The following is a 14,242-nucleotide window of genomic DNA, read 5'->3' on the forward strand; positions in this document are numbered from 1 at the left end:
TTTTATGCCCTGTATTTTTGAATTGTATTGTCAATGTGATCCTTAATTTCTGCTACCTTATTCAAATCCTCGCCTGTTACTGGCTCAAGCGGGCCTCGTACGCTTCCGATATTGACGCCTCTTAATTTCAACAGCTCTTTAATGGCGGAATACATATGGCCATTCAAGGAACATAAAGCAATGATGATGTCGTTAATATCACGCTGAATGTTTTTTGCTTGTTCAAAATTGCCGGTCGAAACGAACTCTTCTGCTTTTAACAGCAATTCAGGCATTGCCGCATATGTGCCGCCAATTCCGCTGTCTGCCCCAATCAACCTTCCGGATACATACTGTTCATCCGGGCCATTGAAGACGATAAAGTTTTCTCCGGCAGCCGCTTTGAATCTTTCAATATCCATTACTGGCATGGAGGAGTTTTTTACACCAATTACCTTTTTGTTTTCTATCAACTTTTTAAAGGTTGGAATTGATAGATTGTATCCAGTTGTCTGTGGAATGTTATAAATAATAAATGGCAGTTCAGTCGCGTCGATAATCTCTGTCCAATACTTGATTACCGAACTGTCAGGCAGTTTAAAGTAAATTGGCGGAATAGCAGATAGCGCATCATACCCGAGCTCTGCCGCATATTTTGCCAGGATAACACTTTCTCTTGTTGAAGGCGCACCAACATGGGCAATCAATGTCAGCTTTCCTTTAAGAGCTTCGGCAACATATTTCAGCGTTGCCTTTCTTTCTTCAAGATTTTGATAAATGCATTCCCCTGAGCTTCCACCGACATAAAGGCCTTTGACACCCTTTTCAAAAAGGTAGTTGCATAGATCCTTTGTTCTAGCCTCCGATACTTCTCCCGACTCATCGTAACAAGCATAGAATGCAGGGATAATACCTTTATACTTTTCTAGATTCATGTCTTTCCCCACCTGAATTATTATTTTGATATCGTTTACATTTTGAATATAACATATATTAAGAGTTTTGCAACTAATTTTCTTCATCTTATTTGTTTTTGGAAAAAATTTTCACCTTTTGGTTTTATGTTTTTTCAAAATACATGGTAATATCCTCTTTTTCCAGTGAAACAAATAACCTTTTATTATACGATTCTTGCTCCTCCGGATAGTCCTCGCGATAATGTGCCCCTCTGCTCTCTCTTCTTTCCAGCATTGCTTTTAAGAGGAGTTCCGAAAGTATCAGGAAGTTTCTAGCTTTAAACGCACTTTTTCGCTCTTTTACTGAAGTGATAAAGGATTCCATATTGAAGGAAGACTTAATTTCGGCGATTTTTTCCAAAGCCGCTTGAAGATTTTTTTCAGTGCGAATCACGTTTCCATGAAACCACATGATTTCCCTGACTGCATCCATTACTTCGTTCGGTGTCAGCGAAGCTTGTGTTTCCTTTGAATACGGCTGGATTAGACGAGTCAGGTGAGTCGCCACCTCGTCAGGATTGATGTCTACCCGTTCTGCGCTTTTTACAAATTCCAGGCAATCCTGCGCGGCTCGTTTCCCAAACACCATGCATGCTCCGGTTGAATTCCCGCCCAAACGGTTGGCTCCTTCTATCCCCCCGGCCAGTTCGCCGATCGCATAAAGCCCGGGTATCCCAGTTCTGCCATGGCCATCGATTTTCACCCCGCCATTGCTGGCATGGGCAAAAGGCGCGATTTTCATTTTATCTCTGGCCAAGTTGATGCCGCGGTCTTCCAGCCAATTCAAATAAATGGTATAGAAATCGCCTTCATTTTTGTAAATGTCAGCATCATAGAGTAGCTCGAACCCATCCTCATTTTTCGTTTTTAAAATCTCTTTCATCATCGCAATATCGAAATATTTGGACGGCAGAGAGTTGGTAAATGGACCATGTGTACTTCGAATTTCAAAGAGCTCTTCCTTCGTCATACCTTCGGGAAGCACTTCTTTTAAAATGCTTTTTCCTTCCGCATCGACAAAATCGCGGCAATAATTAAGGGTATGCTCTCCCCATAACGTCTTATATTTTGGCGAGGTAAAGCCCGGAATAAACTGAATGAATTCCATATTAACGAGGTTAGCCCCTGCCTCAAGCGCCAGGATATGCCCCGAACCATCCACATCATTCGGATTCAAATTGTGTTTGTAAATATTGCCGAATCCGCCTGTCGCAAGGACGACTGCCTTACAGTTAATCATGATAAAATCATTATCATGGTTCAGCAGAATCGCTCCGGTAATTCTCTCGCCGTCCTTCAACAAGGTAACGACAGCTGTTCTTTCCATCAGAGAGATGTTCGGATAACTCTCCATAATGTCAGTAACATTCTCCCTGATTTTGTCCCAGTCCTTCAGCATGTAAATCGTTCTGCCGTTGTTGGCGAAGCAGGCTTTTCGGTCATCAGAAAGCTTATATGGCTCAATACCGATTTCAGGATATTCCTTGACCCTGTCTTGAATCTCTTCGATATATATTTTCGCCATTTCCCTGTCCTGCATATTATGGCTGACAGCTTCTATATCCTCCAAAAACACCGTTTTGTCTTCTTCGTTTTTTGTTACCTGTGTTCCCAGGGAAGCCTTTAGTGGAAAAAAACTTGACCCGGAACATAGCTGAGTTTTAGTAGACATAATGATGTCCTGTCCGGCCTTCGCCAATTCCATACTTACCTTCAAACCTGCAATCCCGCTGCCAACAACCAAGACATCTGTTGTCAAGATCTCTTTAATCATTTGCATTGCACATCCTACAATTTTATTTTAAAAACTACTTTCCTTACCTTCTCGGGCCCCTCCACCTTAATGCCGGTCATATGCGCATCGCTTGGAAATAACAGCATAAAATTACCTTGTTCCAGCTTTACCTTGGACCGCACCTTGCCATCCAGCAGGTAAAAATCATCCTGTGCCTCGTAATCCTGTTTGACAGTCATTCTGTCGAATTGCTCATGGGCGATAAATTCCTTGCCTTCAAGAATATAATAAGATCAAGATACTTTTTGTGAGATTCCCAGAAGCGTTCCTCTTCCGTTTTTGTCTCGTATTCTATTAAATTGAAAAAAATCTCTTCACCCTCTACTTCGTGCATCCCTGGTTGCAGATCCGTGAACGAGTGGGATTGAATGTACCGAACGGCCTGATTCACCTTTTCATCTATGCCTTTATACAGCTCAAAATTTTGAAGATGATCTGCTATCATTTCTAGTCGCTCCTTATTTTTGCGAGTAAAACGCTTTCACAAAAACTATATCACAATAAAATGAAAGCGCAATTATTTTCTTTTAAATTTATATTTTTGGAAAAAATTTTCACCAAAATGTTAATGAGGAGGGTGCTCGTTTGGCAAGATTAATGGTCAACCAGTGGGGGCGGTACTCGTTTGCAGGATAAGCACTCCGCGGCTATTTTTATAAGGGGCTAAAACGTGCGCAAGGCCAGTTTCATTGATCATCCGGTTTTAAAGGGAAATTATAGTGTGGATGATGTCCCACAATTTCCGGTTGAGGCCTGTAGAAGGAAATTATTATACTGGAGAGTGTAGACAATTTCCGTTTTGGGGGAACTTAGGAGAAAACGGTTCGAATTTACGGATAAGAACTTCGAATTTACAGATAAAGGATTTTATTTACGGATAAGAGCTCGGAATTTACGAGTAAAGGCTTAAAATTTACGGGTAGGAGCTCGAAATTTACGGATAAAAGCTTAAAATTTATGGGTAGGAGCTCGGAATTTACGGATAACAGCTTAAAATATACGGATTGCCGGTTGTTCCCGAAAGGAATGATGACTGATGAGGACATGGAGACGTTATTCAGGGATATGATGGGGAAAGGCTGATCTAAAGGGGGCTTTGAATCAGCCTTTTTAGTTAGGAAATAATAAAGCTGTCCCTTAAAAAGAATCGTCATCAACGAGTTTTGGGGCAGCTTCTTATTTGATAGTAGACGGTTGGACTTTTGTTGCCCGGATGTCACCTTCCGATCCGGCTTATTAGCTCCTCATACAATACAACCGCATGGTTATGGATTTGGTCCTTTGCTCCGTACAAAATTGTTACCCGTTCATTGTCAGCTGTTTCAAGAATTTGGTTTAGGAGTTTTTGCTTCTGTTTATCTCTACGAAGCTCGTTCGTATACCGTTCGCGGAACTCCTCAAACAGTTCCGGCTTATGGCAAAACCACTCCCTTAATTTACTGCTCGGAGCAATATCCTTACACCAATAGCGCAGCCTGGCAGACTCTTTTGAAATCCCCCGCGGCCAAATCCGGTCCACCAAAATCCGGCATCCATCTGTTTCATCATACGGCTCATAAATTCGCTTTAACAAAATAGTGCTCATCCTCATCCGATCACCCATTTCCTTTTTAAATTAAATGCGTTCTCGTTCCCCCAACTATATAAAGGCCCGGTCAACCTCGGACCGAGCCTGCTTTATTTGGTTGGTTAAGAGAACCATCCTCTTTGCCAATTATTTATCGAGGATTTTAACATCCTGGATCGGCCAGAAGACGATGTTGGTTTTGCCGATGACTTTGTCCATGGAAACCGGGCCGATGTGGCGGCTGTCCATGCTTTTACGGCGGTTGTCACCCATGACGAAAATATTGTTTTTTGGAACGGTGAAGGTGAAGTCGGATGTAAGCGGACCGTTGTCACCGGAAGCACGGAGTTCCTTTTTGTATTCATCAAGGTATTCTTCCTCATAGTCCTTACCGTTAACGTATAGCTTGTCGTTTTTGTATTCTACCTTATCACCGGGCAGGCCGATGATGCGTTTGATGTAGTTTTCTTCCTCATTTGCGTGGAAGACCACGATGTCAAAGCGTTCCAGATCGCCGATTTTATTGACCATCATTCGTTCGTTGTTATGTAAAGTTGGCATCATTGACGCCCCTTCTACTACGACTGGTGTAAACAGGAATGCCCTGACAACAACGACGATAGCAAGGGCGACTCCAATTGATTTCATCCATTCCCATACTTCTTTTCTGTTAGCCATATAAATCACCCTTTCAGTGAGGCTGTCCTTGGGGTCATTTTACCACAACTATCCATTCAGTCATAATCCAAAGGAGTAACTTGTTTCTAGAAATTGGGTGAAGCTCTACTCCTCTATTCATTCTGGCTAGAGGATTGCCAGGCAGACGTAAATCATTTGGGTGCTTTCATTGGTTAGAGGGGATTGCCTCCAATCCCCGAAGGCGTGTAGAATCCTAAATCCATTTGCGGATAGGATTCGTTCCATTTCTTTTGGATAGACGTAACGGAGGCTGATGTTGGTTGTTTTTTCATCGACGACTTTGCCAGCGCCTGTCCGGAATCTTCTCATTGTTTTATTATGCTGAATCTGATTAAGGGAGTCATATGTACTCAAGCCGAAAACATCTACGGTTAATCCTGTTTGAGGATCGTCATATGTTCTCCACAGTTCTTCTTCACTTGCTGCAAGCAGCTCTTCTTCATTTGGAAACCGTGTTCCAAAAATAAACAGGCCATTGGCTTCCAAGTGTCTATGTACTGAGGATAAAAACGAATCCTGGTCTTCGTTGGTAAGGAAATGCTGAAACGAATTGCCAATCGTATAAGCGAGCGGTGATTTCACATCCAGGTTAAGGGTGCGGCAATCCTGCCCGACCCAATTAATTTGAAGTTCCAGTTTTTCTGCTTTTCTCTTCGCTTCTTCAAGCATTCCAGCATGAATATCGACACCAATTAGGTCCAGTCCCCTCTTTGCCAATGGAATCGTGCCCCGCCCGGTTCCACAGGCTATATCGAGTATCGGGCCTCGCATGCCGTTTGTCCATTTTAGTAAAAACTCAATATCGTCTGTGTAGGTATCATTTTCCGTATCATAAAGAATTGGGTTTTGGTATTCTTCAAAGTTATCCATTTTCATTCCCTCCTCCGAGCTATCTGAGTTTCATAAAAAAGCGTTAATCCTTCATGGATTGACACGACATTCGTTCAATTAGAAGTGTGATTTATTTTTCTCAGAGTCATTACATTACCAATAACACCGATAGAGCCGGAAACGGCAAAGACAATCGGAATTACCAATAGCTGAACATCTTCTGGAATTTCGTTTAGTAATCGATAAACTCCAAACAGGCAAATTAGAAGAGAACCAATTAATCCAATAAGCACTTTTGCTTTAGTTTTCATCACACCCACCACCGTATCCTAATAATACCATTTTGCCAGCAGTTTTCTGTTTCCTTTTCCTATAAAGCGGGAATTCAGAGTTAAGAGACTTGTAGAGGATGTGTCCCTAGCATGAATATGCCGTCAAAAGCATTGACGATGAATAAAGTGAAAGAAGTGAAACCATGGGTGCGCCGCTTTGGCCGGTTTGGTTATATTGCGAAAGGTTTCGTCTATGGAATGATTGGAGTTCTTGCCGCTTTGGCAGCAATCGGGGCAGAAGGTGACATTACCGGAACATCGGGTGTTCTTCAATCAATCGCAGAAATGCCATTTGGAGAAGTTGTTTTAACGTTAATCGGTGTTGGCTTAATCGGGTACATTTCATGGGAGTTCATTCGGGCGATAAAGGATCCAGAAAATGAAGGGACAGATGCGAAGGGCCTGGTTAAAAGAACCGGGTACTTTGTAAGCGGGATTATTTATACGAACGTAGCGTACGCTGCAATCAAACTGGCAAGCCACACGGGTAGTGCGGGTGGTGAAAATTCGGAGAGGACGATTTCAGCCAAGTTGATGGAGCAGCCATTCGGGGTGTGGCTGGTCGGATTGGTCGGAGCTATTATCATCGGATATGGCGTTGTCGAACTTTATACTGGGGCCAAAGAGAAATTCATGGCCAGGTTCAAAACATATGAAATGAATGACAAGGAACGGAAAATCGCCAGGCTGTCAGGAAAAATCGGGCTGATTTCACGAGGAATTGTTTTAATTATGATTGGGTATTTCTTCGTGCGCACGGCATACACTCACGACCCCAATGAATCCAAAGGCCTGGAAGGTGCTTTAACAGAACTGGCAAACCAGCCATATGGCCAGTATATCTTGGGAATCGTAGCAGTTGGACTTGCTTTATATGGAATCTACCAAATCATTCGGGGACGCTACCAGTATATGAATTTTGGAAAGTAGATTGAATTGAGCTGCCCGGTTGGCGTACTGTCGGCAAAGGGGGGCTCATTTGCGCATCGTTCCTATACCCCCTCAAAAATATTTCCTTGGAAATTGTCGAAATAGATTCGGATGTGGTTACGCCCTTTTTGATTTCCTATTGTCAAAAGGGAAATTCATAGCCTGTGTATGTAAAACAAAGTTTGAAGCCTGTCTGTTCCGCGACTGCGACGGATGGTTTGTTGCTTTTCATGCAGTCCCAGTAAGCGGTACCTCCCCTTTCAAGGCACTCTTTTGCATAAATGGCGGCCAGTATTTGGGCAAGCTTTTTGCCGCGATGGGTCTTGGCTGTTTCAATATCCACGCAATGGACGTTTTCATGAACAAAACCAGTAAAGCAGATGCTTACGATATCGTTGTTGTGAATGATGCAATATCCGAGTCCATTTTTGAAAAATTGCTGTGGTGTTGGCCAAAACGAACGAATTTTCGAGTGCAAAAAATCGATATTCTTAATGTTATCGGAGTTGTACAACGCATTATTGATCGGTTCTATCTTGTACCCTCCCGGTAGACTAATGGCGGTTTCCGGGAGCTTGTCTATCTTGTAGACAAGCTGCTCCCATGTGCCAAGCTTTCGGTTTTCGAAGACAGTTTCAATTGTTTGATTCCAGCCAGGATGGTTGCCCATTCCTTCAAACCATTCCAGGCCCGCTTTCCTGGCTCCGGGGATAATCGTGTCGGTGAGAAATGAATGTAGATGAGAGTTAAATTGGTCATTTTTCTCGTTTCCAATAAAGATGAAGCCATCGTTATTACCGAGCCAGATCAAGCCTGATTCGGGGTTATCAGGGTTGTCAACGAAAATGCGGCCGGGGTTGATGCCAGACACGACTGCTTTTGCCTCCAACTGGCCAGCCGGGTTCAGGAGAGGCTGGCATTTATCGAAATTATGTTGTTGCAGTTCGGTTATCATCGTCTACCGCCTCTCGCCTATGCAATCACCATCAGCATCGCCTCGTTATTTTCAGCGGCTGTTTTATAGTAATTGACAAGGAAGTCATAGTATTCGATTAAATAGTCTTTATCTTCAGCGCTCCAGCGGTTGCCCATCGGATAGATGTCATTGGCGTTCAGTGCCTCTATATTGAATCGCTCGGCAAGTTGTGAGGCTGGGATTTGCTTGAGTTCGTCGTATAGTCGAGCGACTTCTTGTGGTTCGAAATAACGGGCCGGTCCATAATCAGAAATATCTTCTCCGATTTCGGTTCCGCCAAGGACGGCTTTGCCAATGTTATCAGGGATTTCGTCTTCGCCTGTTTCCCCAGTTAGAAGAAAATAAATCCCGTGCCACGATTTGTCGATGTCGAGTTCAAGATCCTGGATATCATCCGACGTGTCGTAAATATCCCAGAATTCTTCTGGATTTGCTTTCAGTTCCCTAAGCAGTTCGGGTTTAATTCTGTAAAAGCTAGCATACATACCCATGGTTAACTCTCCTTTTCATAGCGAATGATAATGTTTTTCAAAAAGTAAGCTTTCGGGTATAGTCTATCCAACAGTGTCCTTCCTAGCGCCTACCTGCTGTTTATTATTTATTCTCTTTTTTATTGTTGTTTCCTGCTTCATTCCTATAATTACCATGACCGGGCAGGATTGCCAACACTTTGTTCCGGGAAAATAAGTGAAAAGCTTTCAGGAGGGATTGTTATGGGCTTTGGGAAACTTGAAAAGCTTGGAGACGATCTGCGTGAAGCCGGACACAAACGCCGTCAGCTGGTCGAACAGATTTACGAAGAAGTGAACCAGGGTGATTCCCAGGCATCACAGCAGCTTTACCAGGAATTGAAAGATGTATCTGACCAGGCCATTGACATTATTGAGCGGCAGAAGGAAATTGTTGATAGTGAGTTGGGCAAAATGTAGCAGGTATCGGCCTGCTACATTTTTTTCGGCAAATTAAGATCCTTTAAGGCTTTCGTTTAGCACAGTTCCGCAAAGCAGAGCCGTCTCCCCTTAGCCATCGCAGCGGCGGACCAGAACGAGTGTCCTTTGTATTTTAATTCAAATGGATTCTGGAGATAGTATAGGTATGGTTGATTTTCAGGAGGATTTGTATGGATTTGCATTCTGGTACGTTTTTTTGGCCGACGACTTTCCCCGATGCCCCTTCCTACCCTGCTCTTGAGGCGGATATTGAATGCGATATTGTGATTGTGGGCGGCGGCAGTTCGGGTGCGCAGTGTGCCTATTATTTGGCCGGGACCGGGCTTGATGTGGTGCTCGTTGAAAAAGCGCAAATTGGGAGCGGGACAACGAGTGCGACGTCGGCGTTGATTCAATATGCAGGTGAAACGATGTATACCAAGCTTGTTGACCGGTTTGGCAAAGAGTACATAAGGCAGCATTTAGACTTGATAAAGGATGCGATTAATGATATTGAGCGGGCAGCCAGAGACGGGCGAATCGACAGTGAATTTGTGCGGCGGGATACGCTCTATGTCGCTAGCTCCGGGAGTGATGTAGGGCGGCTTGAGGCGGAGTATGATTTACTGAGAGGGTTCGGCTTTAATGTGGATTTTTGGCAGAAGGCTGAGATTAAAAAGCGGTTTGGCTTTAACCGGGAGGCAGCGATTTATTCGTTTAACGATGGAGAAATGAACCCGTTCCGGTTCACCCATGCACTCATTGATTATGCGGTTGAAAAAGGGATGCGGGTGTTTGAGGCGACCGTGGTAGTTGGGTGTGAGTATGAGGATGCTTCCGGGGGTTTTGGCAGAGGGGTCGGTGAGGGAGCCCAGTGGAATCAAGTTGGTTTGGCGAGCAAGGATAAGGAAGCCAAACCTGGAAGCGTAGTGTTGCGGACTTCCAGTGGGCATACCATCAAGGCGCGTAGGGCCATTTTTTCGACAGGGTATGAAGGTTTGGATATCAAGGCCGAGCAGAAGGCGTCGATTACGAGCACGTATGTGGTGACGACGAGCCGAGTTGGGGGTCTGACCCCAATGCTGTTGTGGGAAACGGCGGCTCCATTCTTGTTCATGCGGACGACTCCGGATGGGCGTTTTATAATTGGCGGCCATGATGAGGATGTGTCGGATGCGAGCGAGCGGGATATGAAGCTTGATGAGAAGCGGGATAGGCTGATGGAAGAGCTCGGGAAGCTGTTCCGGGTGTCGAGGCCGAGGCTGAGTATTGTGTGGGGGCGTTTTTTGCGTCGGTAAGTGATGGGATGCCAATCGTTGGGTTGTATGATGAATTTCCGGGCTGTTACTTTTTGTTTGCGTTCGGGGATAACGGGATGGTGTATGGGCAGCTGCTGGCAAAGCTCATTGCGCGTGATATTGTTGAGGGTGACTGCAGGGAGCTTGGGTTGTACTTACGGGAACGGCCGCTGATTGGGAGAGTGTGAAGAGTTCATCGTTCGTTTGAAAAAGCAATGGGGATATTGCCGCCATTGCTTTTTTACTTATATTGGATTGTAATTGCCAACGTTCGTTCCCCATTCTTTCTCTTGTTCAGGAGTATAGATTTCATAAGTCCCGTCTATCATTCCGTTCATTGCCCATCCTTCACAATCGAAATCTTCAAACGGAATATCTTTATACATCTCATAAAATGTTTTGTATTCCCTAAGTTCTGTTACTTGGACGGTTAAAGTTTCATCTTGTTCTGGAATTTTAATAAATTCGATTGTATCGCCAACTCTAATTTTCCGTCTCTTTTCATCATTTAACCGAACTTCTACCTTCTTTTTTCCCTCAATGATTGATTGAAAATATTCTTCATGCAAACCCATTTTATGTACGATTTCATTTCACCTCATTATAAAACTGTGTTGGGATCGGAGTTTTCATATACCCTGTAATCGCTTTGTCCCTTTTTACTAGTTATATCAATAAGAATTCGTTTTGTCTTGTTTCTGTTTTGATGGAGTTGTTGCCGGTCTATGATTCAACCTTAAAAGGTATACCCTTTGAGAAAGCCTACCTGACTTCGAGTTTGCGAACCGGGCAAAGTAAAAACGTCCCGATTCGCTATTTTCCAGAAGGATTTTTGTAAAATTCCGCGAATTAATTTATATATATTGCCAAAAAGAGGTGGATTATGGAAGAGGAACAGTTACTAAAGGAAATGAAGAGTATTTTATTAAATGAAATACCGAAAGCTGTAAAAAGCATAAGATTAGAATCAGGGGAAATGGTTTGTTACATATCTCTGCTTGGTACCGATTATGAGCCCGTTCTAGGTTATATTACTTTGGGTATAGAATCTCACCGAAAAGAAATCATTGAAGAATACGGCATTGAAGACAAGTACAGTATTTGGAACTCTGGAAATATGCCAATTAACTATCAAACTACCATTGAAGACTCGACCTTTAGGGCACATCAAGATCAGCTGGCAGAATTATTGCGAGGCGACCGATGGGAAGAAATTTGGGCGGCATGCCAAGCACTTCGTTTTGAAATTGCGATGGAGTTAAACTCCTATAATTGGGGCGAGTTTCTTCCGGTGACTGAGGACTTTGTTGTTTTTTCAGAGTGGGAAGCCATTGATGTTGAGAACGGGGATTTGGTCCCGAGTATTCCACAGGAAAAGATGAACGTGCTTGTAGAAAAAGGGCTGGTGAATGAACGGGAAAATGACTGATAAAGCTTATATTCAAAGAGCAGCGAGTGAGTTCGCTGCTCTTTTTCATTGTGAACCCGCAGGGATAGATTATAGTGAATTCAAGGACTTAGGAGAGCAGATTAGTTGGGCTCCCCTGTCGTTTCACGCCAAGATAACCTGATATGTATCGAGATTCATTTTTAGTACATTTAAATGCCAACTGTTTTCAAACGGCTTTCGTCTAAAGAGTAAGAGAAAGCGATTTACTAAGTAAGGAAGCATAGAACCGTCCCTGCTTCCCTGGAGGTGAATAGATTGGAGAAGGATTTAGTAGTTGCCGACTTGATGGAACGGTATGGAACGAAAGTGCTGCATTTGGCGTATTCGTTTGTCCGGAATCGCGCGACTGCTGAAGATTTAGCACAGGAAATTTTCATTAAATGCTATAAGCAGTTGGATTCGTTCAAGGGGGATTCGTCTCTTCAGACGTGGCTGTATCGCGTGGCGGTGAATCACTGTAAGGACCATGTGAAGAGCTGGCATTATCGGCGGGTGCAGGCGAGTGAGTATGTTTCCAGTCTTATTAAGGGGCAGGAGCATGGTCCAGAGGAACATTTTTTACAAAAAGCAAAGCGGGATGCGCTCATAGAGGAGGTCCTCCGGTTACCTATGAAATACAGGGAAGTGATCATCCTTGCCTATTTCCACGAGTTGACGATGAATGAAATTGGCGAGGTATGCGGGGTCAACGTGAACACTGTGAAATCACGAGCTTCTAAGGCAAAGGAACTGCTGCGGAAATCAATGGCTGAGAGGAGTGGTTGGGATGGAGAAGAGATTGAAGGAAGCCAAAGAAAGAATGTTCAAGGATGAACTGGCCAATTGGGAATTCTCGGCTGAGATGAAGCAGAATGTGATGCAGTCTATCCGTTCCGGGGAAAAGAGGACCCCATTTTCAAAAAAGCTATTGCCATCGTTATTGAGTGTGGCTCTTGTAATGATGGTTTTTGGAGGGCTGTATCAATATGTCGTCATGCCTGGGTTGAAAAATTCAAATGTGATTCAGCCTGGCGGCGGCAATCCCGGTCTGGAAACTGCTGAGGATGAACCGGATCAAGTTGAGCCTAGTGACAAGGAAGAGATTCCGTCAGGTGAGACTGAGGAAGAGCCAGACAAATCTCCTGTTGTGGTGACTCCGGATGATAATGATTCTTCTGTACCCGATGCGGTTCCTGCGCCTGATCTGATGGAGCTTCTGGTAAAGTTTGATAAAGCTCTTGATGCAATAGTAGAGACGGCGATTGAACCTGATTTTAAGCTGCCTGGCTTTAAAACAAAGCAGGAACTATATGAGCATTTGGGGGATCATGCCGTTCTGGATGTGCTGGAACGAAATTTAGAGCACCATTTTAAAGAAAAGCCAGATGGATTGTACCTGTTGCCTCAGGAAGGCCCACTTTATATTGTACCCTCTGCCCCATATAAAACCGTTAAGCTGACTGAAACGTCTTACAGGTTCACGCAGGTCACCGACTCTGATATGCATGGCGATGATTATATGGTTGAGGTATGGTTTGAATATATTGATGGTAAATGGCTGATCACGTGGTGGGAAAGGTCAACACCCGGGGAGCATAGGTGAAGATAGTTAAATTGTCTTGAGCATTTGCCGGGATATTGGGAGGTTGCTTCACTTACGCTACTTCAATTTAGAAGTTTGGCCGCAAACAGAACAAGACCCCTTTGCTGTAAGGTTTTATGTAGTTGGCTAACTAGAACAGTCCCTAGTTGGCCTACATTTTTGCGTAGTTTTTGGAATTTATGCGCACTATTGAAATTCCTCCTTCTTGGCAAACCAGATTCGCCCCAATTGGTTTATAATGGATATAATTCTTTAGGGGGGATTTGGATGGAGATTTTGAATGGGTCATCTGTTTCGAGGGGTAAGGAGATTGCGTATACGTTATTTAAGCAGGACGGGGCTGCGGTTGGGCTGGCAATTGTTCTGCCGGGTTTGGGGTATACTGCGCAGGCTCCGCTGTTGCATTTTGCAACTGGGATTTATTTTGATGCGGGATATGATGTGCTGCAAGTGAATTATAAATATTCACGAGATGAGATGAAAGCCTTAAGTGGTGTGGAGTTTTCGGGTGATGTTCGAGCGGTGCTTGATTATGTCCTGAGCGAGTCTACATATACTGAGTTTTCTATTATCGGCAAGTCGATTGGAACGATTGCGTTGAGCTATTTGCTTAAGGATGACCGGTTTAAGTCGGCTCGAGCAATCTGGCTAACCCCGCTTCTTGATTCTGATCATGTTTTTGACGTAATGTCATCGAGTGGCCATGACGGGTTGGTTGTGATTGGCGATGAAGATCCTATTTTTATCGAGGAACGGTTTTCAGAATTACAGAAACTGCCTCATTTGAACTGTCATTTAATTGAAGGCACGGAACACAGTTTGCAGCTCAAAGGAGATGCAATCGGGTCGATTGATGTGCTGAAGGATGTCATGAAGCTGGTCGACGGGTTTTGCAGGAAAGAAATATAATTCCAAAAT

The 14,242-nt window shown here is 43.8% G+C and carries 17 protein-coding genes and 1 pseudogene; 8 read left to right on the forward strand and 10 right to left on the reverse strand.

Annotated features, from left to right (window positions below; all coding sequences use genetic code 11):
- Positions 1-2 precede the first annotated feature (2 nt).
- From A8F94_RS10000 to A8F94_RS10035, 7 genes and pseudogenes are all read right to left on the reverse strand, one after another.
- Entirely contained in the window at positions 3-914 is a 912-nt protein-coding gene (locus A8F94_RS10000) for a dihydrodipicolinate synthase family protein (protein ID WP_066199172.1), read from the reverse strand.
- A gap of 124 nt (positions 915-1,038) precedes the next feature.
- Positions 1,039-2,709, reverse strand: a complete 1,671-nt coding sequence (locus A8F94_RS10005; protein WP_139070061.1) for an FAD-binding protein — start codon at positions 2,707-2,709, stop codon at positions 1,039-1,041.
- 14 nt (positions 2,710-2,723) lie between these two features.
- Positions 2,724-3,175 (reverse strand): annotated as a pseudogene (locus A8F94_RS26535) (YhcH/YjgK/YiaL family protein).
- Positions 3,176-3,946: 771 nt separating this feature from the next.
- Positions 3,947-4,315 carry a DUF488 domain-containing protein gene (locus A8F94_RS10020; protein WP_066200439.1) on the reverse strand — a complete coding sequence of 123 codons (369 nt, stop codon included), beginning with the start codon at positions 4,313-4,315 and terminating at the stop codon, positions 3,947-3,949.
- 129 nt (positions 4,316-4,444) lie between these two features.
- A complete protein-coding gene (gene lepB / locus A8F94_RS10025) occupies positions 4,445-4,975 on the reverse strand; it encodes a signal peptidase I (protein WP_066199181.1) in 531 nt (176 codons plus the stop codon).
- 126 nt (positions 4,976-5,101) lie between these two features.
- Positions 5,102-5,866: a class I SAM-dependent methyltransferase gene (locus A8F94_RS10030; RefSeq protein ID WP_066199184.1), complete on the reverse strand. Its 765-nt coding sequence runs from the start codon at positions 5,864-5,866 to the stop codon at positions 5,102-5,104.
- Positions 5,867-5,940: 74 nt separating this feature from the next.
- Positions 5,941-6,138: a hypothetical protein gene (locus tag A8F94_RS10035; protein WP_066199187.1), complete on the reverse strand. Its 198-nt coding sequence runs from the start codon at positions 6,136-6,138 to the stop codon at positions 5,941-5,943.
- Between the two features lie 111 nt (positions 6,139-6,249).
- Here A8F94_RS10035 and A8F94_RS10040 point away from each other — a divergent pair, with 111 nt between their 5' ends.
- Positions 6,250-7,089: a DUF1206 domain-containing protein gene (locus tag A8F94_RS10040; protein ID WP_066199189.1), complete on the forward strand. Its 840-nt coding sequence runs from the start codon at positions 6,250-6,252 to the stop codon at positions 7,087-7,089.
- A gap of 142 nt (positions 7,090-7,231) precedes the next feature.
- Here the strand turns inward: A8F94_RS10040 and A8F94_RS10045 are convergent, their stop codons facing one another.
- Complete coding sequence (locus A8F94_RS10045; protein WP_066199193.1) at positions 7,232-8,044, reverse strand: GNAT family N-acetyltransferase; 813 nt, start codon at positions 8,042-8,044, stop codon at positions 7,232-7,234.
- Between the two features lie 17 nt (positions 8,045-8,061).
- Positions 8,062-8,556, reverse strand: a complete 495-nt coding sequence (locus tag A8F94_RS10050) for a YfbM family protein (protein ID WP_066199197.1) — start codon at positions 8,554-8,556, stop codon at positions 8,062-8,064.
- 222 nt (positions 8,557-8,778) lie between these two features.
- Here A8F94_RS10050 and A8F94_RS10055 point away from each other — a divergent pair, with 222 nt between their 5' ends.
- From A8F94_RS10055 to A8F94_RS24970, 3 genes are all read left to right on the forward strand, one after another.
- Positions 8,779-8,994, forward strand: coding sequence for a hypothetical protein (locus tag A8F94_RS10055; protein WP_066199200.1), 216 nt, complete (start codon positions 8,779-8,781; stop codon positions 8,992-8,994).
- Positions 8,995-9,185: 191 nt separating this feature from the next.
- Positions 9,186-10,292 carry an NAD(P)/FAD-dependent oxidoreductase gene (locus A8F94_RS10060; protein ID WP_077247643.1) on the forward strand — a complete coding sequence of 369 codons (1,107 nt, stop codon included), beginning with the start codon at positions 9,186-9,188 and terminating at the stop codon, positions 10,290-10,292.
- Positions 10,268-10,480, forward strand: a complete 213-nt coding sequence (locus A8F94_RS24970; RefSeq protein WP_139070062.1) for an FAD-binding oxidoreductase — start codon at positions 10,268-10,270, stop codon at positions 10,478-10,480. Before A8F94_RS10060 ends, A8F94_RS24970 begins: the two co-directional genes overlap by 25 nt.
- 57 nt (positions 10,481-10,537) lie before the next feature.
- On the opposite strand, the gene A8F94_RS10065 is transcribed toward A8F94_RS24970, so the two are convergent.
- Positions 10,538-10,867, reverse strand: a complete 330-nt coding sequence (locus A8F94_RS10065; protein ID WP_441294184.1) for an ASCH domain-containing protein — start codon at positions 10,865-10,867, stop codon at positions 10,538-10,540.
- A 308-nt stretch (positions 10,868-11,175) separates the two neighbouring features.
- Between A8F94_RS10065 and A8F94_RS10070 the strand changes: the two genes are divergently transcribed.
- The 4 genes from A8F94_RS10070 to A8F94_RS10085 all read left to right on the forward strand — a co-directional run bounded on the left by A8F94_RS10070 (position 11,176) and on the right by A8F94_RS10085 (position 14,233).
- Entirely contained in the window at positions 11,176-11,721 is a 546-nt protein-coding gene (locus A8F94_RS10070; RefSeq protein WP_066199210.1) for a hypothetical protein, read from the forward strand.
- A 276-nt stretch (positions 11,722-11,997) separates the two neighbouring features.
- Positions 11,998-12,555, forward strand: coding sequence for a sigma-70 family RNA polymerase sigma factor (locus tag A8F94_RS10075; RefSeq protein WP_077247645.1), 558 nt, complete (start codon positions 11,998-12,000; stop codon positions 12,553-12,555).
- Positions 12,509-13,324, forward strand: a complete 816-nt coding sequence (locus tag A8F94_RS10080; RefSeq protein WP_066199213.1) for a hypothetical protein — start codon at positions 12,509-12,511, stop codon at positions 13,322-13,324. Before A8F94_RS10075 ends, A8F94_RS10080 begins: the two co-directional genes overlap by 47 nt.
- A gap of 267 nt (positions 13,325-13,591) precedes the next feature.
- Positions 13,592-14,233 carry a hypothetical protein gene (locus tag A8F94_RS10085; protein WP_066199216.1) on the forward strand — a complete coding sequence of 214 codons (642 nt, stop codon included), beginning with the start codon at positions 13,592-13,594 and terminating at the stop codon, positions 14,231-14,233.
- The last annotated feature ends 9 nt before the right edge of the window (positions 14,234-14,242 follow it).

Source organism: Bacillus sp. FJAT-27225 (assembly GCF_001685025.1).
In the GTDB taxonomy this organism is placed as follows: domain Bacteria; phylum Bacillota; class Bacilli; order Bacillales; family Cytobacillaceae; genus Bacillus_D.